Source organism: Lactococcus muris (assembly GCF_042849115.1).
Lineage (GTDB): Bacteria > Bacillota > Bacilli > Lactobacillales > Streptococcaceae > Lactococcus > Lactococcus muris.
In genome coordinates this window covers 31,935-55,362 of the sequence record NZ_BAAFQO010000003.1, presented here as the reverse complement: position 1 = coordinate 55,362, position 23,428 = coordinate 31,935, and the positions used below count along the sequence as shown (strand labels likewise).

24 protein-coding genes are annotated in these 23,428 nt (G+C 38.8%); 5 read left to right on the top strand and 19 right to left on the bottom strand.

The window, feature by feature from the left end; all coding sequences use genetic code 11:
* Nucleotides 1-54: 54 nt before the first annotated feature.
* On the top strand, nt 55-354 hold the full coding sequence (locus ACGHCK_RS02685) for a YbaB/EbfC family nucleoid-associated protein (protein ID WP_251420393.1): 300 nt from the start codon (nt 55-57) through the stop codon (nt 352-354).
* Nucleotides 355-506: 152 nt separating this feature from the next.
* Here the strand turns inward: ACGHCK_RS02685 and ptsP are convergent, their stop codons facing one another.
* From ptsP to ACGHCK_RS02630, 11 genes are all read right to left on the bottom strand, one after another.
* Nucleotides 507-2,234 carry a phosphoenolpyruvate--protein phosphotransferase gene (gene ptsP, locus ACGHCK_RS02680; RefSeq protein ID WP_202231266.1) on the bottom strand — a complete coding sequence of 576 codons (1,728 nt, stop codon included), beginning with the start codon at nt 2,232-2,234 and terminating at the stop codon, nt 507-509.
* A complete protein-coding gene (locus ACGHCK_RS02675) occupies nt 2,234-2,500 on the bottom strand; it encodes a phosphocarrier protein HPr (protein ID WP_202231267.1) in 267 nt (88 codons plus the stop codon). The genes ptsP and ACGHCK_RS02675 overlap by 1 nt, the downstream gene beginning before the upstream one ends.
* Before the next feature lie 146 nt (nt 2,501-2,646).
* Entirely contained in the window at nt 2,647-3,684 is a 1,038-nt protein-coding gene (locus ACGHCK_RS02670) for a 3-deoxy-7-phosphoheptulonate synthase (RefSeq protein ID WP_251420396.1), read from the bottom strand.
* A gap of 97 nt (nt 3,685-3,781) precedes the next feature.
* Nucleotides 3,782-6,355 carry a preprotein translocase subunit SecA gene (gene secA / locus ACGHCK_RS02665; RefSeq protein WP_251420400.1) on the bottom strand — a complete coding sequence of 858 codons (2,574 nt, stop codon included), beginning with the start codon at nt 6,353-6,355 and terminating at the stop codon, nt 3,782-3,784.
* A gap of 97 nt (nt 6,356-6,452) precedes the next feature.
* The gene (locus tag ACGHCK_RS02660) at nt 6,453-7,073 is read right to left on the bottom strand and encodes a lysophospholipid acyltransferase family protein (RefSeq protein ID WP_251420403.1); all 621 of its coding nucleotides are present in this window, start codon (nt 7,071-7,073) and stop codon (nt 6,453-6,455) included.
* Nucleotides 7,074-7,195: 122 nt separating this feature from the next.
* Nucleotides 7,196-7,810, bottom strand: a complete 615-nt coding sequence (locus tag ACGHCK_RS02655) for an HAD family hydrolase (protein WP_202231271.1) — start codon at nt 7,808-7,810, stop codon at nt 7,196-7,198.
* A gap of 19 nt (nt 7,811-7,829) precedes the next feature.
* Complete coding sequence (gene dtd, locus ACGHCK_RS02650; protein WP_251420405.1) at nt 7,830-8,279, bottom strand: D-aminoacyl-tRNA deacylase; 450 nt, start codon at nt 8,277-8,279, stop codon at nt 7,830-7,832.
* Between the two features lie 61 nt (nt 8,280-8,340).
* On the bottom strand, nt 8,341-10,566 hold the full coding sequence (locus ACGHCK_RS02645; RefSeq protein ID WP_271327881.1) for a RelA/SpoT family protein: 2,226 nt from the start codon (nt 10,564-10,566) through the stop codon (nt 8,341-8,343).
* A 125-nt stretch (nt 10,567-10,691) separates the two neighbouring features.
* Nucleotides 10,692-11,447: a 16S rRNA (uracil(1498)-N(3))-methyltransferase gene (locus ACGHCK_RS02640; RefSeq protein WP_271327880.1), complete on the bottom strand. Its 756-nt coding sequence runs from the start codon at nt 11,445-11,447 to the stop codon at nt 10,692-10,694.
* A gap of 3 nt (nt 11,448-11,450) precedes the next feature.
* Nucleotides 11,451-12,404: a 50S ribosomal protein L11 methyltransferase gene (gene prmA / locus ACGHCK_RS02635; protein ID WP_251420410.1), complete on the bottom strand. Its 954-nt coding sequence runs from the start codon at nt 12,402-12,404 to the stop codon at nt 11,451-11,453.
* Nucleotides 12,405-12,432: 28 nt separating this feature from the next.
* Entirely contained in the window at nt 12,433-12,897 is a 465-nt protein-coding gene (locus ACGHCK_RS02630) for a DUF3013 family protein (protein ID WP_251420413.1), read from the bottom strand.
* Between the two features lie 161 nt (nt 12,898-13,058).
* On the opposite strand from ACGHCK_RS02630, the gene ACGHCK_RS02625 reads away from it, so the two are divergent.
* On the top strand, nt 13,059-13,532 hold the full coding sequence (locus ACGHCK_RS02625) for a GNAT family N-acetyltransferase (RefSeq protein WP_202231277.1): 474 nt from the start codon (nt 13,059-13,061) through the stop codon (nt 13,530-13,532).
* 23 nt (nt 13,533-13,555) lie between these two features.
* Entirely contained in the window at nt 13,556-14,818 is a 1,263-nt protein-coding gene (locus ACGHCK_RS02620; RefSeq protein ID WP_251420415.1) for a replication-associated recombination protein A, read from the top strand.
* 461 nt (nt 14,819-15,279) lie between these two features.
* On the opposite strand, the gene ACGHCK_RS02615 is transcribed toward ACGHCK_RS02620, so the two are convergent.
* Nucleotides 15,280-17,073, bottom strand: coding sequence for a heavy metal translocating P-type ATPase (locus ACGHCK_RS02615; RefSeq protein ID WP_251420418.1), 1,794 nt, complete (start codon nt 17,071-17,073; stop codon nt 15,280-15,282).
* 364 nt (nt 17,074-17,437) lie between these two features.
* Between ACGHCK_RS02615 and rpmF the strand changes: the two genes are divergently transcribed.
* Nucleotides 17,438-17,611 (top strand): 50S ribosomal protein L32, encoded by a 174-nt coding sequence (gene rpmF / locus ACGHCK_RS02610; protein WP_202230060.1) that lies wholly within the window; start codon nt 17,438-17,440, stop codon nt 17,609-17,611.
* 30 nt (nt 17,612-17,641) lie between these two features.
* The gene (gene rpmG / locus ACGHCK_RS02605) at nt 17,642-17,791 is read left to right on the top strand and encodes a 50S ribosomal protein L33 (protein ID WP_003135293.1); all 150 of its coding nucleotides are present in this window, start codon (nt 17,642-17,644) and stop codon (nt 17,789-17,791) included.
* Between the two features lie 1,070 nt (nt 17,792-18,861).
* Here the strand turns inward: rpmG and ACGHCK_RS02600 are convergent.
* The 7 genes from ACGHCK_RS02600 to ACGHCK_RS02570 form a co-directional block, all read right to left on the bottom strand.
* Complete coding sequence (locus ACGHCK_RS02600; protein ID WP_237459914.1) at nt 18,862-19,242, bottom strand: hypothetical protein; 381 nt, start codon at nt 19,240-19,242, stop codon at nt 18,862-18,864.
* Between the two features lie 635 nt (nt 19,243-19,877).
* The gene (locus ACGHCK_RS02595) at nt 19,878-21,005 is read right to left on the bottom strand and encodes a tyrosine-type recombinase/integrase (protein WP_271327879.1); all 1,128 of its coding nucleotides are present in this window, start codon (nt 21,003-21,005) and stop codon (nt 19,878-19,880) included.
* Between the two features lie 44 nt (nt 21,006-21,049).
* Nucleotides 21,050-21,265 (bottom strand): hypothetical protein, encoded by a 216-nt coding sequence (locus ACGHCK_RS02590; RefSeq protein WP_271327878.1) that lies wholly within the window; start codon nt 21,263-21,265, stop codon nt 21,050-21,052.
* A gap of 110 nt (nt 21,266-21,375) precedes the next feature.
* Complete coding sequence (locus ACGHCK_RS02585; protein ID WP_394304463.1) at nt 21,376-21,909, bottom strand: hypothetical protein; 534 nt, start codon at nt 21,907-21,909, stop codon at nt 21,376-21,378.
* A gap of 30 nt (nt 21,910-21,939) precedes the next feature.
* The gene (locus ACGHCK_RS02580) at nt 21,940-22,449 is read right to left on the bottom strand and encodes a hypothetical protein (protein WP_271327876.1); all 510 of its coding nucleotides are present in this window, start codon (nt 22,447-22,449) and stop codon (nt 21,940-21,942) included.
* Nucleotides 22,450-22,454: 5 nt separating this feature from the next.
* The gene (locus ACGHCK_RS02575; protein WP_271327875.1) at nt 22,455-22,739 is read right to left on the bottom strand and encodes a hypothetical protein; all 285 of its coding nucleotides are present in this window, start codon (nt 22,737-22,739) and stop codon (nt 22,455-22,457) included.
* A 173-nt stretch (nt 22,740-22,912) separates the two neighbouring features.
* Complete coding sequence (locus tag ACGHCK_RS02570) at nt 22,913-23,428, bottom strand: EF0163 family protein (RefSeq protein WP_271327874.1); 516 nt, start codon at nt 23,426-23,428, stop codon at nt 22,913-22,915.

Here is a 23,428-nt window from a genome sequence, read left to right as displayed (position 1 = left end):
TGACATCTGAAAAAATACCTCTACATGTCTGGAAGTAAGGAGATTAGAACTACCATGATGAATATGAAAAATATGATGAAGCAGGCTCAAAAGTTACAAAAGCAAATGCAGGCTGCTCAAGAAGAAATTGCTAGCACAACCTTTTTAGGGAAATCGGCGCAAGATTTAGTAACTGCTGAATTTTCTGGCGATCGTAAATTGACCAACCTCACAATAAAATCTGATGTTATTGATCCGGAAGATCCTGAAACTTTACAGGACCTCGTTACAGATGCTGTAAATGATGCCCTGACTCAAATAGAAAAGACAACTGAACAAAAACTTGGTAAGTTCTCTAAAGGACTCCCTTTCTAATTTTAAAAGCCTCTTAAGGCTTTTTTATGTTGTACAGTAGGTTTTGAAAGCTTAAAACAAAAAACGCTCAAAATGGAACTAGAAAATGCCATTTGAGCGTTTTTTCGTAGGGCTGGTAAAATTGGTTAACTTTTGTCCCAGCTTTTATCTTATTATTTTGTATATTCTTCAACCAGAGCTACAACTTCTTCCATTGTTGCACATTCTGTAAGAGCTCTGTTGGAAAGTTCTTCCATTTTCTTCGAATCCAAACGTTTCATCAATGAACGTGTTTGAAGAACTGATGTTGCTGACATTGAGAATTCATCAAGTCCAATACCCATGAGAAGTGGAACGGCAGTTTGATCGCCGGCCATTTCACCACACATACCAGCCCATTTGCCTTCTGCATGTGCTGCTTTAACAACATTGTTGATAAGGCGAAGGATAGATGGGTTGTAAGGTTGGTAAAGATACGAAACTTGCTCATTCATACGGTCTGCTGCCATTGTATATTGAATCAAATCGTTTGTACCGATTGAGAAGAAATCGACTTCTTTTGCAAATTGATCAGCCAACATCGCTGCTGCTGGAATTTCGATCATGATACCTACTTCGATATTTTCAGCTACTGGAACACCTTCGGCAATCAATTTAGCTTTTTCTTCATCGTAGATTTTCTTAGCAGCACGGAATTCCGTAACCAATGCAACCATTGGGAACATGATACGGAGTGTACCATGAACTGATGCACGGAGAAGTGCACGAAGTTGCGTACGGAACATTGCATCACCACTATTAGAGAGTGAGATACGTAAAGCACGCCAACCCAAGAATGGGTTCATTTCTTCTGGCAAGTCAAAGTATGGCAATGTTTTGTCACCACCGATGTCCATTGTACGGACAACGACTGGTTTACCATTCATGCCTTCAAGAACTGCTTTGTAAGCTTCGTACTGATCTTCTTCCGTTGGGAAGTCTTGAGCATCCATATAGAGGAACTCTGTACGGTAGAGTCCAATGGCTTCCGCACCATTGTCGTTAACACCTTCAACATCTTTAGGTGTACCAATGTTGGCAGCTAACTCAAAGTGTTTGCCATCAGCTGTAACCGTTTCAGCATCTTTAAGAGCAGCCCATTCAGCTTTTTGTGCAGCATAAGCTTCACCAGCTGCATGGAACTCGCTTTGTTGCTCTGGAGTTGGATCAAGAACAACTTCACCTGTTAAGCCTGACACAGCCATAAGTTGACCTTCAGAAACAAGTTCAGTAATATTATTTGTACCTAATACAGCTGGGATTTCCAACGTACGTGCCATAATTGCTGAGTGAGATGTACGTCCACCAATGTTTGTAACAAAGGCTTTAACGTACTTCTTGTCAAGCTGTGCAGTATCTGACGGTGTCAAGTCTTCAGCAACAATGATTACTTCTTCGTTAATCAAAGCTGGACTCGGCAATTTCACACCAAGAAGGTTTGCCATTACACGTTTTGTAACGTCTTTAATATCGGCAGCGCGTTCTTGCATGTAAGCATTGTCTTCCATGCCTTCAAAGATAGCAATGAACATGTCAGTGATTTCTTTAAGGGCTGCTTCAGCATTAACTTTTTTAGATTCAATAGTAGCTTTGATTTGAGCGGTCATATCTGGATCTGCAAGGACCATCATGTGTGCATCAAATACGGCTGCGGCTTCTTCTCCGAGGCTATCTACTGCTTTATCTTTAATAATTTGAAGCTCGCTTTGAGCAGCAGCAAGTGCTGCTTCAAGACGAGCTTCCTCATTTTCGATATTCTCAACAGTAACTGTCTCAAATGACAAGTCAGGTTGAACAAGCAAGTATGCCTTTGCTACGGCTACACCTGATGATGCAGCGATACCTTTAAGCATAGTTGTCATTATTCAGCAAGACCTTCCTTCACCATTGTTTCAGCGATTGTGTTCAATGCGTCGTCAGCATCAGCACCTTCAGCAGTGATAGTTACATCAGCACCTTGACCAACACCGAGTGACATAACACCCATAATTGACTTAAGGTTTACAGATTTACCTTTGTATTCAAGGTTAATTTCTGAAGTGAATTTAGAAGCTGTTTGAACGAGCAGTGTAGCTGGACGTGCGTGGATACCAGTTTCTGCAACGATGTGGAATTCTTTAGATGCCATTTTGGAATCTCCTTATTTCAAATTTTATTCGATGATGCCGCTTTGTTCAGCATATCTATACTATTACATTATACTATAAAGTGAAAAGGTTTGCAATGATTATTCCATTAAATTATATTTATCATTCAATCTTTTTCATTTTAATTCTAAACTTCGCGTCTTTCTGCCTCATAAATTTCGTGGATTAACTTTTCTGTTTTTTCCCAGCCTAAACAAGCATCTGTGATAGATTTTCCAAATACTTCAGGAGTATCTTGACGACCATCTTCCAGATAAGATTCAATCATAAATCCACGAACATAACGCTGGATTTTTTCATCCCAATCACGATTAACTAAAGTTTGCCGGACAATCCTAATCTGCTCCATATATTTTTTCCCAGAGTTATCATGATTCGTGTCCACAATGATAAACGGATGTTTCAACCCCATTTTTTCATAGTTTTCGATAACTTCTTGCAGATTATCTGTATAGTAGTTGGGGATATTCTTACCATACTCATCTTGTCCTCCGCGTAAAATAGCGTGTGCTAATGGGTTTCCCTGAGTTTGTACCTCTGCACGACCAAAGAGAAAATCTTGCTCATGCTGTGCTGCATATATCCCATTAAGCATCACTTTGATATTTCCAGATGTTGGATTTTTCATGCCTGTTGGGGCATCTATCCCCGAAGCTACAAACCGGTGTTGTTGATTTTCCACAGAGCGCGCGCCCACTGCATAATAAGAAACCAAATCATCTACTAAAGGGAGATTTTCCGGATAAAGCATCTCATCTGCAGTTGTCAAACCTGTTTGTGTAATCACCTTATAGTGCAAGTCTCGGACCATACGTATGCCATTGATCAGATCTGCTTTTCCCAAAGCATTAGGCTGATGAATAAGTCCCTTATAACCTTCCCCATTTGTCCGTGGTTTTGCTGTATAAACACGCATAACCATAAATATTTTATCTTTTACTTCTTCTTGAAGCTTTGCCAAACGATGCGCATATTCGAGGACTGCCTCTTCATTATCAGAAGAGCAGGGACCAATGATTAATAAAAGTCTTTGGTCATCACCTTTGATGATTGCTTCCAACTCTCTATCTCTCGCTTCTTTTCGCCTATGTTGATCGTTATCAAGGTGGCTCAACATTTTGATCGCATCAACATTTATCTCTGGGCTTATTATTTTGAAAGACATCTTTCTCCTTTCAACTTATTAATCTTTTATGCGTTGCAAACCTACAAAAACAAACACCCTAAACCAGGGTGTTTCATCTATTTTATCACTTTTTTGACTAAGCGGTGTAAACGCGACCGTGACAATTTTTATATTTTTTACCTGAACCACAAGGACACATGTCGTTACGCCCTACCTTGCTAAAGTCAATTTCTTCTGCAGAAGCCTGCCTCACATTTGTCATGTTTGCTTGTGAAACTGTTACAGTTACACGTGGTGTTTGCTCTTGAACTGCCGTTTGCGGGTGAATTTGAGCTTTCATCATCAAACGTGTCACTTCAAATTCAATCGCACCAATCATGTTGTTAAACATCTTGTAAGATTCTTCTTGATATTCAACAATCGGATTGTTTTGCGCATATCCGCGAAGACCTACTGATTGACGCATTTGATCAAGGTGATCAATATGCTCAGACCAGTTATTATCTACCACACGAAGAATAACTGCACGTTGAAAATCAATTTGACGGCCTTCTTCTCCCAAGCGTTCCATTTGGCTAGCATAATGTTCTTTGACTTTTTCAAAGAGGAAATCTTTAATTTCTTGTACACTCTTGCCTTGGAGATCAGACAGACTAAATGCATCTGCAGAAAGCATCGTGTTCTCAATTGTTTCATAGAGATTAAGTAAGTTTGCTTCTTCTTTCAGATCGGCTGCTGCTGCATGACCATCAACTTGGCGATCAATAGTACGCTTGAACATACCATATAGCGCAGGAGTCATATCCTCAGTTGCCACAATTACTTCATGGCGCTGTGCATAAATAACTTCACGCTGCTCACGTATAACGTCATCATATTGCAAAACTTGCTTACGCGAATCGTAGTTGTTTCCTTCAACACGTTTCTGTGAACCTTCGATTTGGCGTGTAATCAAACCTGATTTAATTACAGCATCATCTCCACTTATACGCATGCGGTCAAGAAAGGCCGAAACACGCTCAGAACCAAAACGTTTCATCAAGTCATCTTCAAGCGAAAGATAAAACTGAGAGACACCAGCATCCCCTTGACGCCCAGAACGGCCACGGAGCTGGTTGTCAATACGTCGGCTCTCATGTCGTTCCGTACCAATGACTGCGAGCCCCTGATACTCTGGATTCGGATGGTCCTTAACTCCAGGACCAAGCTTAATATCAGTACCACGACCGGCCATGTTGGTCGCAATCGTTACTGCGCCTTGCTGTCCAGCATTCATAATGATTTGTGCTTCACGGAAGTGATTTTTAGCATTCAAAACCTCATGAGGAATTTTGGCTTCAACCAATTTTTTCGAGATGACTTCTGATGTTTCTACGGCAACTGTACCAATCAAAATAGGCTGACCTTCAGAATGACGCTTTTTCACGTCGTCCAAAACAGCATTTAATTTTGATTCAATCGTTGGATAAAGCAAATCTGGATGGTCTACACGACGTATTGGACGATTGGTCGGAATTGGGATAATTTGAATATTATAGATTTCACGAAATTCTTCTTCCTCTGTTTTAGCTGTCCCTGTCATCCCTGCCAGTTTTTTATACATACGGAAGTAGTTTTGAATAGTGATGGAAGCCATTGTCTTAGATTCATCTTGAATTGGCACCCCTTCTTTTGCTTCAATCGCTTGGTGTAAACCGTCTGAATAGCGACGACCTGGCATCGTACGACCCGTAAACTGGTCGATAATCAATACTTCTTGTTGATCATCAACCATGTAGTCAATATCATGAAGCATGATATAATTAGCGCGAAGTGCATTGTCCACAAAGTGAGTCAAAGCAACATTTTCCATATCATAGAGATTTTCAATATCAAAGAAACGCTCAGCTTTGTCTATACCTTCATCTGTAAGTGAAATGGTCTTAGATTGCAAATCAATCTTGTAATCATCTCCCTCTTCATAGGCCTCACGACCAATCAGAGTTTTAGCAAACTGGTCTGCACGGTAGTAAAGTGCAGAGGAGCCCTCCGCTTGTCCTGAAATAATCAACGGCGTACGCGCTTCATCAATCAAGATTGAGTCCACTTCATCGACAAGTGCATAATTAAGCGGGCGCTGTACCATATCCTCAAAGCGCGTAACCATGTTATCACGTAAGTAGTCGAAACCAAGCTCTGATGACGTTGAATAAGTGATGTCGCAATTGTAAGCTTCACGTTTTTCTTCTGGCGACTTAGAGTTAAGGTTCAACCCTACTGTCAAACCGAGCCAATTATAAAGCTCACCCATTTCAGTAGCATCACGTGTTGTCAGATATTCATTGACTGTAACAACGTGCACTCCTTTACCAGAAATAGCATTCAAATAAACAGGCATAGTTGCTGTTAAGGTTTTACCTTCACCGGTACGCATCTCAGGAACGTCACCATTGTGGAGTACAATCCCCCCCATAATTTGCACGTGGAAAGGGAAAAGTCCCAGCACACGTTTGGCTGCTTCTCGACAGACAGCAAAAACCTCGTACAACATATCATCAAGGCTTTCGCCTGCTGCCGCACGTTTTCTAAATTCTTCTGTTTTTGCTTGCAACTGCGCATCTGGAAGGGCAGCCATTTCTTCTTCGTATGATTCGACTTTTTGAGCCATTTTATGTAGCTTTTTCAGCTCTTTTTTGTCGTTCTCCACTAACTTTTTAATAATATTTGACATGTATTCTCCGTTACTATCCTAAAGGGATATTTCCCCTATTTTAGCATTTTTAAAGGTTTTTTCCAATAGATAACATAAATTTCAAAATACTTTTGTATCATTCCGCAATGTATTTGTAATTCGGGTCGATTTCTTTATCAAGCTGCGCAAAAGCGGATTCTAAGCGGCGATTCACTTCTTCAATTCCTTCGGCATTTGCTTTTTTAATATCTGAAATATCAATAGGCTCACCAAAATTCAACTGTACTTTCTCACGTTTGAAAATGCCTTTCATTGATAAAGGACCTTGATAGACAGCTGGAACAATGCGAACTTTAGCCATCTTAGCAATGATGGTCACACCACCTTTTAATTCGCTTGAATGACGTGAACCAGTTGGAAACATAATGAGAGACTTGTCTGACTTTTTCAGCATCTTCACTGGATATTGGATAACTTCACGCCCCGGATTTTCACGGTCCACAGGAAAGGCACCACATTTTTTTATCCACCAAGCAAAAAAAGGATTTTTAAAAAGTTCTTTTTTTGCCATAAAGATAAATTGCTTTGGACGCGTTGCAAAAGCCAAATAAACAGGATCCAAGACCATGCGATGTGGCGCAACTAAAATGTAGTTCTCGGACTTATCTGGGATACGTTCCGTATGGTGATATTGGGCTTTACCATTGAAGATAAAAAGTAAAAAGCGAACTAAACCGCGTAAAAATGTATAAAACATAACCGATATGATACTCCTAGCAAAATATTTAGCTTTTATAAATTTTATACTATTTAACGAGATTTAGCCAGTCTAAAAAACCAAAGCTTCCTCAAGGGATTTTGGGCTATACTTTTTCTCTTTTACAAGCCAAGTTCTAGGTCCAAGATGGTCTGAGGGCTTTGGAGATGAATTGTTTGCAGGCCACTCTCTTGAGCACCCGCTATATTTGCAGCATTATCATCAATAAACAGAGTTTCCGAAGCCTGTAAACCAGCCAAGTGTAAAACTTCTAAGAAAGACTCTTTATCAGGCTTCCTTAGGTGTAAACCATGCGAGTAAAAAACTTTTTCAAAATAAGATTCTAAACTTCTCCCCATTTGCTCCAAGCATTTTTGCTCAAAACATTGGGCATGTATACTATTCGTATTTGAAAACAGGAAAATCTTATATTTTTTTGAAAGTTTCTCAAGATAGCGCATACGCTCCCTGTTGAAGTCCTTTAAGAGCAAATTCCAAGCTTCTTCAATTACTCTGTCCTCTAAATCTAGTTGACTTTCTTGTCTCAGGCGTTCACAAAACTCAGCTGGCGTAAGCAAACCCAACTCTAGCTCTTCAAAAAAACTCGACTGCTTCTTTAAAGTGAAATACTTTTCAAAGTCTTGAATCCCAAGGTTCTGAAATTTCCTGTTCATTCCTTTAAAATCTAAATCAAGAAGTACTCCCCCAAGGTCGAATATTATATTTTTGAAAGTCACAACTTCCTCCTGACTTAATCTACTTACGCGCATTCTTTGTATCTATGAGTATTGTTACAGGTCCATCATTAACAAGAGTTATATCCATATCTGCTCCAAATTCTCCCGACTTGGTAGGTACAATGCTGTTAAGCTTTTTATTAAACTTAAGATACATAGTCTCTGCGTAAGCAGGATGCCCTGCCTGAGAAAAGCTTGGACGAGTTCCTTTGCGTATATCTGCATAAAGCGTGAATTGCGAGATGGACAAGACCTCACCATGAATATCTTGAACAGACAAATTCATCTTACCAGCCTCATCTGAAAAGATGCGCATTTTACTTATCTTACGGACAGCGTAATCAAGGTCAAATTCAGTATCCGCATCCTCTACTGCCACAAGAAGCAAGAGTCCTTGCTTAATTTGGTTTCTGATTTCACCTTCTATTTTAACTGAAGCTTCCTTCACTCTTTGAATTACTATTTTCATAATTTTATTTTATCAAAAAAACTATCCAATGGATAGATTTCTTTTATCTTTTTATACTTCATTAGCCATTTGTTCGCTTTACGCTGTAAACATCTGGCGTCATTTTAATTTTATCAACAATCAAAGTGAGGTCCGAAAGATTTTTTATGCCAATCGACAGGTTAATGTTAGCCATCTTACGATCCTTTGTTGGATGAGCGTTTATTGAAATTAGGCTCTTTGTTGTATTGGACAATACTTGAACGATGTCATTGAGCAAATTCGGACGATTAAAAGCATAGACATGAATATTTGCCACATATTCTTTAGTCAAATGCTGAGAGTCATCCCACTCAACGTCAATCAGACGTTTCTCATAATCTTCTTGACCTCGAACATTTTTACAGTCTTCTCTGTGTACAGAAACACCTCGACCTTTAGTAATATAGCCAACAATCTTGTCGCCAGGAACAGGGTTACAACATTTACTGATGTGAATCAACATGCTGTCAACACCGGAAACGCTCACGCCTCCGTCATGGCGAATTTTCATGACGTTTTTGTTTTTGTTCTCGCGTTTAACTTCACCCTTCATCAGTTGCTCTGATTCGGCTTTAAGTTTTTCTTTTTCAACCTTTCGCCGTTCATTTTCTGTCAACCGATTGAAAACTGAAGTTGCCGATATTTCACCAAAACCTACTGCTGCAAACACTGCTTCACTGTCACGATAGCTTAACTTTTCAAGAACCTCATCCAGATGCTTTTTATCTAAATATTGATTAGGTGTAAAGCCATTTTCTGCCAGCTCCGCTTGCAGCATTTCACGTCCCTTATGAATAGAGAGCTCTTTATCTTGACTCTTGAAAAACTGTTTTATCTTATTGCGGGCCTTGTTAGTTTTAACAAGCTTGATCCAATCTCGACTCGGACCAAATGACGTTTTTGATGTGATAATCTCAACCTTATCACCAGTTTTAAGTACATAGTTGAGTGGCTGCATCCGCTCATTAATCTTTGCTCCTACTGCATGATCACCAACTTGTGTATGGATAGCATAAGCAAAATCAATAGGTCCAGACCCTGCTGGCAATTCTTGTACAGCACCTGTTGGAGTAAAGACGTAAATCTTATCTCCTAGAATGTCTTCCTGAACAGCCTTTACAAATTCTTCCGCTGAATCTCCTGACTGTTCCTGCAACTCTACCAGCTCATTAATCCAGTTAAGAGTTTCAGAAATCTCATGAACATCAACTTTAGATTTACGCCCTTGTTTATATGCCCAGTGCGCAGCTACCCCGTATTCCGCTATTTGATGCATTTCATGCGTTCTAATTTGGAACTCCATTGGTCCCTTAGGACCGTAAACTGTTGTGTGAACTGACTGGTAACCGTTGGCTTTAGGGTTTGCTATATAATCCTTGAAACGTCCCGGCATTGGCTTCCACAAGTCGTGAATGTAACCGAGAGTAGTGTAAACATCACTTGTCGAGTCTGTCAAGCACCGAATAGCAATTAAGTCATAAATTTCATCGAAACGTTTTTTCTTATCATGCATTTTACGATAAATTGAATAAATATGTTTCGGACGACCGTAAATTTCAGCATCAACGTTGGCACCCTCCATGCGCTCGTTTAACTTCTCAATGACCTCGGAAACTAAATTTTCACGTGTCGCACGTTTTTCATTCATCAAACCACGAATACGGTAAAATTCTGTTTCATTGAGGTAGCGGAAAGATAAATCTTCAAGTTCCCATTTAATGCTCCCGATACCTAAACGATGCGCAAGCGGTGCATAGATAGCCATCGTTTCACTCGAGATACGTTTCTGCTTATCGGGACGGAGGTTTTTCAGCGTACGCATATTGTGAAGTCTATCTGCAAGTTTAACCAAAATGACACGAATATCTTTGCTCATAGCCATGAGCATTTTACGGTGATTCTCTGCAAGCTGCTCTTCATGCGATTTATATTCTACTTTACCAAGCTTGGTTACACCATCAACAATATTCGCTATTTCTGAGCCAAATAACTCCTCTAAGTCTGCTTGTATAAAGTTTGTGTCCTCAACAACATCATGCAAAAAACCTGCCGATACAGTGGCTGCATCAAGCTGTAACTTAGCCAAAATTCCTGCGACTTGAATCGGATGAATGATATAAGGTTCTCCACTCGCACGATATTGCTCCGCATGCGCTATAGAAGCACACTTTAAAGCCTTACGCACCAGTAATACATCTTTTTCATTCATATATGTGGAGGCAAGCTTAACCACTTGGTCTCCTGTAAAATTTGGTTCTGAAGGCATATTTTATTTACTGTGAAGTAGCTCCACTTTCCTCCTTTAATGTATTTTTACTATTTTACCATATTTAAGGTAAGAAAATTAACCTTTTAATTCCTAAAACAAGAATTTCTATCCTTTTGTTCGTTTTATTTTAAGAGTTCAAAATAAGTTGATAGAGCAGCTAATGCATATAATGGTGCTGTCTCTGCCCGCATGATACGTGGTCCTAATCCAACAAGTTTTGCTCCGGCTTCCTCAAACAAAGCTATTTCTTCCGGTGCAATACCGCCTTCCGGTCCAAAAACTAAAAGAATTTTTTGTCCGGCTTGCAAGTCGGCAACGCTTTGGGCAAACATCGACTGCTCTCCCTTTTTAGCTGTCTCTTCATAAGCAATCAGCACTTGATCAAACTGAGAAAACTCTGCAACAAGCGCAGAGAATTTTTCAAAAAAGCGGACCTCTGGGAGAATTTGACGCTGAGATTGCTCTGCCGCTCCTAGGACGATTTTATCCAACTTTTCTTTTTTCTTTGAACGTTTTTTAGCATCCCATCTCGCCACAGACCATTTAAATGGCGCAGCCCAAATGCTGCTTACACCGAGTTCTGTTGCCTTTTCACTGATAAATTCTAGTTTATCTCCCTTCGGAAAACCCACAGCCACTGTTACTTGAATCGGGAGTTCCGTTTGTATATCGCAGATTTCTAAAAGGCGAACTGTTTTTTCTCCACTCGAAACCACCTCGGCCAAACCCACCCGTCCTTCTTCAAAGACGAGCTGTAGCTTTTCCCCAGCATTGGCACGCATAACTGTAAAAATATGATGTGCAGCTGCTTTGTTTTCGATAGTGAATACTGTGCCTATTTCTGGCTGATTTTTAAATATAAAATACTGATTTGCCATGACTTAGCCGCCAATTACTCCTTCACGGTTTTCTGTTTTCTTGAAAATCACACAGTTCCACTCCCCTTGACTCATACGTGTCTCGAGGAAAAACCCAGCCTTCTCCGCGGTTTGGATAACTTGATCTGCTTTGTCCGCAATAATACCGCTCATAATTAGATAACCTTCGTCTTTAACTAAGTGAAAAGCATCTTCGATCATCAAAACGAGAATATCAGCTAAGATGTTAGCCACAATAACATCTGCTTGGTGATTAATCCCTTCCAATAGGTTGTTAGACGAAACAGAAATTCTCTCTGTACTGGGATTGAGTGCGATATTTTCACGTGCCACACGAACAGCAATCTCATCGATATCATAGGCATAAATATCATTCGCTCCCAGATAGGCACTGGCAACAGACAGTACACCAGAGCCTGTACCCACGTCCAATACAGTTTCCCCACCTCGAATAATTTGCTCCAAGGCATAGAGACTCATTTTTGTTGTAGGGTGCGTACCCGTACCAAAAGCCATGCCTGGATCAAGACGAATCAACTTCTCTACTGGTGATTGAGGTGTATAATCTGTCCAACTTGGGACAATCGTCAAATCGTGGGTGATGCGTGCTGGTTCAAAATATTTTTTCCATGCATCCGCCCAGTCTTGCTCCGCAAGATTATTTGTTTTTACTGTCACATTCGTCACATCAAAACTTCCAGCTAGAGCACTTATCTTTTGTTCGATATCTGACTTCAACTCTGTGATGGGCAAGCTTTCTGGGTAGTAAGCTGTAACTTCTATCATTTCTGACTGTTCTACTTTCGGGAGTATTTCACCAAAAAGGTCTTTGTGATTAAGGTAGTCGGCGCTATCTTTGATTTCAACACCTGCTGAACCTGCCTCAACTAAAATATTACTGATAGCCTCCTCTGCTGCTCGAACGATACTCACGGTGATGCTGTTCCAATTGTTCATTTTACTTTCCTCTGCTCTTGAATTTCTATTAATAACGTGGATACTTGAAGAAAGTCGTTTCTCCAAGAGTCTCTAAGCCTTGTTCAAACTTTTCTTGTTCGAACTCAAGCATAAACTCTTCTTCTTCTGAACTTAAGAAATCCATCAGGGCATCAAGTCCCTTATCTGCTGTTTCTTGCAAAAACTCAACAAAGTAAGCAATATATTCACGTGACAAACCTTTGTCTGAATAAGCAATACCTGCCAAGTAATCTTCCTCTGAAAACTTGGATTTTTTTGGATTATAAAAAATAACGGTGTCTTCATAAAGAACATTTTCTTCTGACTCCACACCATCTGCATCCAAAAGAACCACACCTTCTGGATTAGCAGCTTCTAACAAAAAACTGACTTCTACTGCAAAATTACGTTTGTCCCAATTTATCTCAAAATCATAACTAAAATTTTTGCTTAGCTCTTCATCTAAAATGTCTAAAAAACCATATTTCGCCATTTTTCACCTCTTTTTCTGTTGCAGTTTGCTGCTCCCTCTGCGACTAAAGCTGCGCATGGAAGACAACAACTCCCTAGGAATTATCTGAGTTTCTTACAACTTTGGAATACTTTTCTGTTATAATTATACCAGAAATAAAAATTATCTCTAGAGAGAACCTTATGAAAATCAGACCTATTGAACCCCATGATTTCGCTATCGTGGCACGTCTTGAAAATCAAAACTGGACTTTAAAATCCACACCGCTTATTATTAACAGTTCAGCGGAAAAAATTATGAAAAAAATCTTAAAAGGTACGCGTTATCTCCTTGCTGAAGAAAACGGAAAAATTTTAGGTGTCTTGGATTACGGCCCACGTCACAAGTCAGAGTTTGGTGCTCATGTCCTCACTTTTGGTATCATGACTATTCAGGAAGCTCGAGGAAAGGGTATCGCAACCCAACTTATCCAGTACCTCATCCGTGAGGCACGTGCCGAAAATTATGAAAAAATCACAATCAATGCGATGTCAAGCAATCCCGAAGCTTTACATCTCTACGAGCGTCTTGGCTTTATACTTGAAGGGCAGCTGAGAAAGGAATTTTACATCGATGGAACTTACGTTGACAGTTTGATTTACGCTTATTATCTCTAATCCCTAAGGAGAAGCTATTTATTATGACTCATCAAAACCTAGCACGACGAATGCGCCCACGTAATATTGACGAAATCATTGGTCAGTCCCACCTTGTGGGTCCTAAAAAAATTATTCGCCGAATGGTGGAAACAAAACTCCTTACCTCAATGATTCTTTACGGACCACCAGGTATAGGTAAAACCTCAATTGCTTCAGCAATTGCAGGGACAATGAACACCGCCTTTCGGAGTTTTAATGCAACAACTGACAGTAAGAAAAAGTTACAGGAAATAGCAGCAGAAGCTGAATTTTCTGGTCAACTGGTCCTGCTCCTTGATGAAATCCACCGTCTTGACAAGCCCAAACAAGATTTTCTCCTCCCTTTACTTGAGAATGGACAGATTATTCTTATTGGTGCCACCACGGAAAATCCTTACTTTAGTGTTGTTCCCGCAATTCGAAGCCGCGTTCAGATTTTTGAGCTAAAGCCTTTGGAAAGTGATGATTTACAGAATGCTGTAAACCTTGCCCTTGAAGATAAAAAACGGGGCTTTGATTTCCAAGTCACTTTGGATGACGATGCGCTCTATTTCCTCGTCCACGCAACGAATGGAGATTTACGCGCCGTTTACAACGCTTTAGAGTTGGCTGTTTTATCCTCTGAAGACCATCACGTTACTTTAGACGATATGGAAAACTCTTTACAGCGTAAAGCGCTTAGTTTTGACAAAGACGGAGACGTCCACTATGATTTACTCAGCGCTTTGCAAAAGTCAATCCGCGGCTCTGATGTAAACGCAAGTTTACACTATGCTGCCCGTTTAATTGAAGGGGGAGATTTACAAAGTTTAGCACGTCGCTTAACTGTTATAGCCTATGAGGATATTGGTCTAGCCAATCCTGATGCTGCGGTACACACTATGCTTGGCTTGCAGGCCGCAGAAAAATTAGGTTTTCCCGAGGCAAGGATCCCTTTAGCAAATATCGTTATTGATTTGGCGCTTTCTCCCAAGTCCAACGCTGCTTATGTAGCTCTTGATACTGCCATAGAAGACTTAGGAAAATATGGTAACCTACCTATCCCCCCACATTTACAAGATGGACATTACGCTGGTGCTAAAGATTTGGGAAGAAGTGAAGGATACAAGTATCCCCATAATTTTCCGGAACACTGGGTAGCTCAGGATTACCTTCCTGATAAGCTACGTAAAGCAGATTATTTTCAACCGGATGCAACAGGAAAATATGAATGGGCGCTCAATGAGCGAAAAAAATGGATTGAAGGGCAAAAGAAAAAGCGTTAGAAATAACGATTTTTCTGGTTCTGTACACTCTATGAGGCTGGGACAAAAGTCCAAAATAATGGAAAGTCGCTCAATTACGGTCATTAAAAATGTCGTGGTTGAGCGATTTTGAATTTTTAGTTTTGGACAAAAACAGTCAAATTTCGACTTTTGTCCCAGCCTCATTTTTTACGCAAAAAAAGCCATAGTAGTCCGCTAAAATAGTAGTTACGACACAACACATTTTAGTTAGGACTCCTATGACTCATTCTGATTCTATCATACTTTTGCTAGGCCTCAAAGCCTCAGACTTAGTTTTCCTGCAGGAAAATCATTTCCGTTTAGCTTTTACAAAGCTGATAGGTAAGCATGAAGCACAAGTTTTTACTGCTACTTATCAACCAAAGCAAATGGTTTACCCTACTTGTGGCGTCATTTCTGAAAAGCACAAGGTTCGTGATTACAGGATCAATTTTTTTATATTATTTATTTTTAAATCCTTTCAAAGCTCTCAGAGCATAAAGAATCGAAACCACATCGATGAGCTCCTGAAAAAGTGCACCGATAATCGCTGGTATAAGCCCTGTTGCGGCAATAAGCATCAAGATGACACATATAGTAATCCCAATCAAGACAGACTGCTTCGCAATTTTTAGGGTATCGCGACTAATATGAACAGCCTTGACTACTGAAGATAAGTCATTTTTCAAAAGCACGATATCCGCTGCTTCACTTGCCACAGTATTATTCCCTGTACCGATAGAGATGCCGACATCAGAGAGCGTCAAAGCTGGAGCATCGTTCACCCCATCACCAACCATAATAGTTGGATGAACACTTGATGCCTCTATTTTTGCTAACTTTTCTTCTGGTAACATACTGCTATAGACTTCAGTAATTCCAACCTGTGCTGCGATTTTATTTGCTACACGTGCATTGTCACCCGTGAGCATGGTAATATGGTCAAAGCCAGCCTGACGCAAGTCCTTGATGACTGCTGGTGCATTTTTGCGTAAACTATCCGAAAAGGTTACTGCTCCGATATATTGTCCCGCACGCGAGACATAAAAGGCCGTTTCAAAGTCTAAGCCCTCTGGTGCTCCGACGAAGTTTGCCCGACCAATTTTGATGAGCTGGTTTTTTATTTGTCCTGTAACACCTAATCCCGCAACTTCATTCAGATCTCCCAACTCTAACGCATGAACACCATGTGACTCTGCATAGCTTGATACTGCTTTGGCTAAGATATGATTAGAAGATCTCTCTATAGTGTAGACAATTTCAAGTAATTCTTCACGAGAAACCCCTTCCACAGGTACAACTTCATCCACCTCGATTTTACCATCGGTAATGGTTCCAGTCTTATCAAAGAAAATCGCTTTAGCAGTCGCTAACTTTTCAATGATTGTTCCATTTTTAATAAGAAAACCATTTTTTGATGAACGGCTCATCCCTGATACAAACGCAATTGGTGCAGCTAAAATAAGTGGACAGGGGCTGGCCACAACAAGAACCTCCGCAATACGCACAGGATCCCCTGAAACGAAGTAAGCAACAGCCGCAATGACATAAGCCATGGTCGTAAAGGGTACAGCATATCGGTCAGCTAAACGCACAAAATTAGCAGGTGTCTCCGCCGCTTCACGAACCAAGGCAACAATTTTTTGAAATTGTGATTCGCTCGCGGCTACGCTTGTCTGGATTTCAATGCTTGAACTGCCATTGATTGCTCCTGAGAGAACTTCATCCCCTTGTTGAAGTTCCATCGGTTTAGCTTCACCAGTAATAGAGGATTCATCCAGAAGAGCAGCTTCTGATAAAAGCAAGCCATCAATAGGCACCACCTCCATCGGCTTAATCAAGAGACGTGCCCCAATCTCGACATCATCCAATTCCATGTCAATAACTTTACCCTCTCGCACGACATGGGCTATCTCAGGTGTTTTCTTCAGCAAGGCCGAGAGCTCTCGGTTAGCTCGACCAGCCGCATAGTCCTCTAATGTCTCACCTCCAACTAACATGAGAATAATAATTAATGAAGCCCAATACTCACCAACTAAAAGTGTCGCAATGATGGCCGTAATCGCCAATAAGTCCACACCATAGTTCCCTTTACGCAAGGTCTTTATCATCTCAATAAACATCGACAAGGCCAAAATTCCCCCTGCGATAGTGATAATAAAACGCGCAATTTGAGGTGCATTAAAAGCAAACTGAGCCAAAAGAGACACAGCAGCTATGAAAAATACTAAAACAAGTTTTTGCCAGTTTTTCATGTCTTCTCCTTATAAAATAAATTTCTGAAACTTTGCCCTGTTTGACTCCGAAGAGTTTTCATCGAACACTGATTTGCTCGGGATAGAAAAATAATCTTTGTCGCACTTTGATTCCGAAGAACTGAGCTTTTATTCTAGAAGTTACAACATCCTTGTCTATATACTAGCAAAAAATGGTCCATAATTCTAACCTCATGACTGTCAAACATATTTGTCACCCTTCATTTTTCCCACACTATTAACGAAAGAAAATGTCAAGTAAAAATACTTTACAAAGCTTGCTTTTTGAAAAAGATTAGTGTATTATGGTAAGGTACGTTTTTGGGAGCATCCAAAACGAAAAAATTTACGGAGGAATCAAACTATGGCAGTACCTGCACGTCGCACTTCTAAATCTAAGAAAAACAAACGTCGTACACATTACAAAATGACAGCTCCAACTGTTACTTTTGACGAAACTACTGGTGACTACCGTCACTCACACCGTGTTTCACTTAAAGGCTACTACAAAGGCCGCCAAGTAAGAGACGCTAAATAAAAACAGTAAAAAAGTCAGAAAGGAACCGTTATGCGCGTAAATATTACACTTGAACACAAAGAATCTGGTGAACGTCTTTACCTTACTCAAAAGAACAAACGTAACAACCCAGACCGTTTGGAGTTGAAAAAATACTCTCCAAAACTTCGTAAACACGTTATTTTTAAAGAAGTTAAATAAGGGTTGATTACAGGTCAATAGACTTGTAAAATATTGATTTAGTGCGATTGTTGAAATTTTGAATTTCAGTATATTGCATTAAAAATCACTTGAAACTCTACCTTTTTCTCTAGCTTTGAGAAATAAAAACAAATGGGGAATCAAGACCAACGCTGTATTAGTGCTGGTTTTTCTTATCGTGCGGAAAAAATTAAGCATTAAATCTCTATCAAAATAGACTTAATACTCACTCAAATACTCTTGTTTTCTTCCAACTGTATAATTTGACAAACTTGGCGCTTATGCTGTAATGAAATTAACGAAGATTTGTGGGAGTGGTTTCTCACAGCTATTTATGGGTCACAGGGAGCTGTGGCTCATTTTTTATATGAAAAAACCGTCAGATTGAGTAAGTCTGACGGCTTGAAACATGGAATTAGTGGCGCTTGTTCGACCGTTTTCTCAACCAGTCCTTGAACAGCTCACGGACTACACCCACCACTATAATTGTTCCGAAGATTTGCAGAAGCATTTTCTCACCCCCTCCCTTAGGCATCTCTGCATTGGTTAGGTGCGCCTCAATTATTATAGTATAATCAATGACCGTGGAAGATAAGGTTAGGTAAAAACGCCCGCATTTCCCCCAAGTTTACCCAATGGCGGATGAATACAACTTATAAAATGAAAACACAGCTTATTATAAAAATCTGTGTTTTCTTGTTTTTAAAATTATCTATACTGAGTTTTTATCTTGCTTTTCATCAGAGTTTTACTGGTGGATGATGAGGACGGGCGGATACCTCTATAAGCGGAGACAGAATTTGCCATTCCAGTACCAAACAAAACTCCTGCAACGTGTCCATATTAACCATGACGTGAATTCCAACCTGTTCTAGGACCTCCAGGAGTACGGAGCCACCATGAGTGATTGTTTGAAGGTGCACGACTTGCAACATCAGGAAAAGCACGATCATCACCTGATAAACTTATAACATCTGCTAAAGAAAGCGAGAAAGCCTGTTGTTCACCTCCAGCTTCTATAGAAATTTTTTATTCATTTTATTATTTCCTGTTCTTAACGTTCTATTCGGCTATTTTCGTTTAATTCTCTTAGAATTATGAGCTATAATTATCTTGCAATTCCAAACCGTCTGACTTAAGAGCATTGCTACAAAAAATGTTATCGTCAGTGGATTAAAGATAATCGTAAGTAAAACAAAAGATATTGCCAAAATACTACCAGAAAAATAGTGGTGCAGCTGTCTCTTTATATTCATAAGCTTTATCATGCGAACACTGGTAAGATAAAACAAAAGTGCACAATTAACCAGTATTAATAATACAGCAGACACTACTACTATGAAATTCACGGATGAAGCGATAGCGAAAAATATCAAAGCAATCAAGTAGGAGATAATTTGAAGTTTTGGTAGCCTCTTTTTGTAAAAATTAATCTCTTCTTCTTTTTTCATAAATGCAATGTTTTGAAAAAGGAATATACCAATACTACTCAAAATAAAACTTACCTGAATCACTGTAAGGAGACCTAAAAGGCTATCAAAATCTTTGAAATTGACAGGCTTTGAGATGAATATCAGGAAGCTAGCCCCAAGAAAAACTAGACAACTATAAATATAAGTTTGTATGTTTTTATTCATAAGCCAGATTAATAGAAAAGACGAAAATTGCCCATGGCATAAATCGCTGCAGTTGCTGAAAATAGTGCGAGAGACACAACGGAACTAATAGTTACTTTTTTTAAAATTTTATTCATACTCATTCTCTATTTCTAGCCCTAATGGGGCATTTATAACAGCAATTCAGCTTTTTAATACATTGGAACACTACCTTTCGCTAAATTTCACTGATTTGATAACATCAATCAACCAGAAAATGCAGACCACTAACGCAAAATGTATATAATCATCATAATTACCTCCTCTATTATCTGAATTTTTTTATTTTGCTATAATTATATTTTAGAAAATAATAGAACAAAAACCCTATAAACAAGCGCTATAACAGCTTTTTCCACAATTTCTTTTGTCCTTCTTTTTCCTCTTTTTTCCTCCCTTTTCTTATACTTTTGGTTAATATTTGGTTACTCTCAAAAGTCAAGTGCGTTCAGCTTCTCTTTCAAATCATTTTGCATATTTTGAGTCACATGGCTATAGACCTGTAAAATCATTTTTTCATCCGAATGCCCGACTCGCTCCATAATCGCCTTAATTGGTACATTCATTTCAACCAACAAGGAGATATGAGAATGCCTTAACATATGTAAGTGGTAATTTCTGTCAGATTCTTCTCTATCAAGTTTTTCAAAACAGATTTTTTTAAGATAATGAGAAAGCTCATCTCTACCATAAATATGACCTTTTTCATTCACAAAAACAAACTCCTTATCATAACATTCTGTAAAAAAGTGCGTAAGGATTTCGATACATCTTTCATTTAATGCGATTGTTCTATAAGAATGGGCTGTTTTAGGGGAGAGGAGCTGGCGCGCATTTGCCACATAACCGTGAAAATTTAAGGTATGCGCAACTGTTAAAGTCGAGGCTTCAAAATCAATCGCTTCCCATCTTAAAGCCAACACTTCTCCTATACGTAAACCCGTTAAGAACATAAACTCTAAAATAGCCGTCTTCCTATAACATTTGGAAAGGCTATAGCCATAATCAAGAATAAGACGCATTTCTCGTCGATCTAAAAAGTCATTTTGCTTTTTCTTTATATCTTCTAAAGTCCTTTTTACTTTAGGTAAAACCACTTGGGCCATAGGATTATGCTCTATATAGCCAACATTTTGCGCATAAGTAAAGAGAAGATTATAATAGGTTCGTCTCAACACTCGTGTTGTAGGTGCTAAATTTAAATCTAATATGAATTGTTGAATCTCATTGCCCTTGACTTCTGAGATTTTTCTTCCTCCAAAATTGTCTAAAAACTTTCTAAAAGCCCACGTTTCCGTATGAACAGAAGAAGCTTTTAATTCTTCATCCCGAATCTTGCGCCACTCCTCAAAAACTTTTTGCACGCTAGGGACTTCTTTAAAGCTTCCCTGACGGAGCTTTTCCTCTATTTTTAAAGCCAGCCTGTTCTTAGCTTCTGCTTGTGCCACTCGACTCTTTGAATTTAATGTCACTGTCACTTGACGCCATTTGTCTTGTGTCTGATCAAAAAATTTTTCAAAATAGCGATATTTTCCATTGTCTAATTTTTTATAAAACATTGTTTCTCCCTTATTGACCAAGCAGAGAGAAGTTATAAGCTTTATTATAACATTTCCCTCTGCTTTTCTCCTCTACTTGTCCAATAATCATAAAATCCTGCATAACTTACCATGGTATGCCCTCTCGGGCCTACCACATATTTGCCATATTCTGGGTCTCTTCTCATCCGACTGATATAGTTTTGTACTGTTTTTAACTCATATTCAAAGAGTTTTGCCAGTTTATGTGCTGTACACAAATCTGTAAAACGTTCTTCCATAGTTCCCCCTTACGATACAAAAAAAGAAGGACAAGATTGTTCTTGTCCTTGTACTAACTCTTTATTTCTCTTCTTATTTATTTTCAGTAAAACTTAATACGACTCAACTTCTATAGAAAGTCTGAAAATTGACGTTTAATATTTCTAAAAACTTTTTCAATTTTTTCGGAATCTCTAGAACCCTCAAGGGTAGACAACTGATGACTAACATCATTTAAAGCCCCTAGCATCCTTTGTATCTCATGATTTTGATTGATTAACTCTTGATTTTCGACTTCCGATTGCGTAATCATCGCATTTAACTGAGCATTTTGCATCACAGCTTCTTTCATCATATCCATTGTCTCTAAGAGTTCCTTAGCTCGATCAGTAGTTTTATACAAGTTTTCATGAGCCATCTGCTCTTTTAAAAATTCTTTAGCAATAGAGTCTATAGATTTTTTTATTGAATCATTCTCTTTTGATAAAGATTGAAATAACATCTTATTATCTTTCGACAAGAATTCAATTTCTTGCTTGAGGGAAAGAATATATCCTTCAAGCTTAACAAAGGCTCCTAAAAGTAGGACGATGATTATGAGAAAACTATCCAAAGTTACTAAAGCTATCATTGCATATTCATCCAACATATAAATTTTCTCCATTTTTTATTTCATTGATTTACAAGTGATTATTTAAACAGCCAATTTTGATTGATATGATTTTCCATTTATCCAATGCATAGAACCTAACTGCCTAGCTTTCTGTAGTGTGTTATTTATCGGAAGACCGTGTTTTTCTAAATCTTCCGTATAGCCTCTCACATAACGGACACAGTTATCTAAGAAATTTAAAAAGACTTCCAAACGCTGACTGTATCTTTTATCTAAACTCACTAAGAAACTTACAAAATCTGACATGATTCTTATGGCTCTATCATCTTTCCTTTGATAATCGTATATATTTTGTTCTAATTTCCCCCATGCTTCACGTGATAAGGTCACAGTCGCCTCTCGCATAAGTTCAATTTTTCGTTCATAAGCAATCAATTTCTCGCTCCATTGAATGACATCAGAAAGTCTAGCATACGGTGGTAAAGATAATTCCTGTTCAATTTCTCTTAACCGTTTATCAAAGGCAAGATATTTCATATTCCATTGACTTTCCGCATTTTTAACTTGATTACGAAGCTGTGTTAAATCCATAATTTCTAATATCCAGAACGTTCGACAAGTTCAGTTACTGGTGCGATATACTCTGCTACAAAACCAGTATATCTAGCGAAATCTTCGCTACCTATATTTTTATAACGGATAATCACGGTATGATTTCTACATTTATAAATAGCCCTGCTATCATTAACACTAACACAGTGAAAGATCAGATGCTTATAATAGCTAACATTCATAATTTTTACGTAACCTGAAAAACTCCGAACTTCTTTCTGTCCAGATGTTGCAAGTTCAATAAATTCTGATAATTTTTTTTCGTTCATAATTGTTCCCCCTCTTTCTTTGCTTGCTTTTTTTCATAGCTAACTTTCATTCATTTTTATGTTTCTTTAAATATGAAAAGACCTGTCTTATGACAAGTCTTTATTCTTATTATTTGCAATAAAAATGAGCGGTTGACTCATCTCTAATTCTATTGGTATTCATAAGAGCCTCCTTAATTCATCAAGGGAAAGTCAACCGCGCTGACTAAATACTTCCCTTCTTCTTCTTGAACAGAAATTTTTAAAACCTGTGGTGTTACTGAATTGCCATTAAGTTCATAGCTGACTAAGACCATGTACTCCCCTTCTCCTCCCTCATAAATATCTGACGAAGTTACAGAAGACCTCATTTTTATATCCTTATCCACTCTGACTAAATGCAGTTTCTTTTGCACCTCTGGGCTACAAAAAACCTTTGTGGCTTCATTGCGCTTATTTTCTGACTCATAGTTATAGTAGCTATAAAGAAAGTCTTTGACGACAGCTTTGGCTTTCGCCGAGTCAAATTCTTCTGAGATAGGCTTGTTTTCCGAAGATTGTGGAGTGGATACCTTTTCCTCTGATGATTTTTTCATCTCCTTTGAAGATGAAAGCTCTACCTTATCTGGCTTTACAATTTGAGGATTACCACAAGCACAAAGTAACAATATAGAAGCCATAATGGGTATCAATAATCTTATTTTTTTCAT

Coding starts and splice junctions, on each gene's coding strand:
- rpmG (WP_003135293.1), top strand. CDS start 17,642: ATGCGCGTAAATATTACACTTGAACACAAAGAATCTGGTGAACGTCTT.
- ACGHCK_RS02600 (WP_237459914.1), bottom strand. CDS start 19,242: ATGAAAAAAGAAGAAGAGATTAATTTTTACAAAAAGAGGCTACCAAAA.
- ACGHCK_RS02580 (WP_271327876.1), bottom strand. CDS start 22,449: ATGGATTTAACACAGCTTCGTAATCAAGTTAAAAATGCGGAAAGTCAA.
- ACGHCK_RS02675 (WP_202231267.1), bottom strand. CDS start 2,500: ATGGCATCTAAAGAATTCCACATCGTTGCAGAAACTGGTATCCACGCA.
- prmA (WP_251420410.1), bottom strand. CDS start 12,404: ATGAACAATTGGAACAGCATCACCGTGAGTATCGTTCGAGCAGCAGAG.
- ACGHCK_RS02615 (WP_251420418.1), bottom strand. CDS start 17,073: ATGAAAAACTGGCAAAAACTTGTTTTAGTATTTTTCATAGCTGCTGTG.
- ACGHCK_RS02590 (WP_271327878.1), bottom strand. CDS start 21,265: ATGGAAGAACGTTTTACAGATTTGTGTACAGCACATAAACTGGCAAAA.
- ACGHCK_RS02585 (WP_394304463.1), bottom strand. CDS start 21,909: ATGGAGAAAATTTATATGTTGGATGAATATGCAATGATAGCTTTAGTA.
- secA (WP_251420400.1), bottom strand. CDS start 6,355: ATGTCAAATATTATTAAAAAGTTAGTGGAGAACGACAAAAAAGAGCTG.
- ACGHCK_RS02570 (WP_271327874.1), bottom strand. CDS start 23,428: ATGAAAAAAATAAGATTATTGATACCCATTATGGCTTCTATATTGTTA.
- ACGHCK_RS02620 (WP_251420415.1), top strand. CDS start 13,556: ATGACTCATCAAAACCTAGCACGACGAATGCGCCCACGTAATATTGAC.
- ACGHCK_RS02685 (WP_251420393.1), top strand. CDS start 55: ATGATGAATATGAAAAATATGATGAAGCAGGCTCAAAAGTTACAAAAG.
- ACGHCK_RS02595 (WP_271327879.1), bottom strand. CDS start 21,005: ATGTTTTATAAAAAATTAGACAATGGAAAATATCGCTATTTTGAAAAA.
- ACGHCK_RS02640 (WP_271327880.1), bottom strand. CDS start 11,447: ATGGCAAATCAGTATTTTATATTTAAAAATCAGCCAGAAATAGGCACA.
- ACGHCK_RS02630 (WP_251420413.1), bottom strand. CDS start 12,897: ATGGCGAAATATGGTTTTTTAGACATTTTAGATGAAGAGCTAAGCAAA.
- ACGHCK_RS02645 (WP_271327881.1), bottom strand. CDS start 10,566: ATGCCTTCAGAACCAAATTTTACAGGAGACCAAGTGGTTAAGCTTGCC.
- ACGHCK_RS02625 (WP_202231277.1), top strand. CDS start 13,059: ATGAAAATCAGACCTATTGAACCCCATGATTTCGCTATCGTGGCACGT.
- dtd (WP_251420405.1), bottom strand. CDS start 8,279: ATGAAAATAGTAATTCAAAGAGTGAAGGAAGCTTCAGTTAAAATAGAA.
- ACGHCK_RS02670 (WP_251420396.1), bottom strand. CDS start 3,684: ATGTCTTTCAAAATAATAAGCCCAGAGATAAATGTTGATGCGATCAAA.
- rpmF (WP_202230060.1), top strand. CDS start 17,438: ATGGCAGTACCTGCACGTCGCACTTCTAAATCTAAGAAAAACAAACGT.
- ACGHCK_RS02660 (WP_251420403.1), bottom strand. CDS start 7,073: ATGTTTTATACATTTTTACGCGGTTTAGTTCGCTTTTTACTTTTTATC.
- ptsP (WP_202231266.1), bottom strand. CDS start 2,234: ATGACAACTATGCTTAAAGGTATCGCTGCATCATCAGGTGTAGCCGTA.
- ACGHCK_RS02575 (WP_271327875.1), bottom strand. CDS start 22,739: ATGAACGAAAAAAAATTATCAGAATTTATTGAACTTGCAACATCTGGA.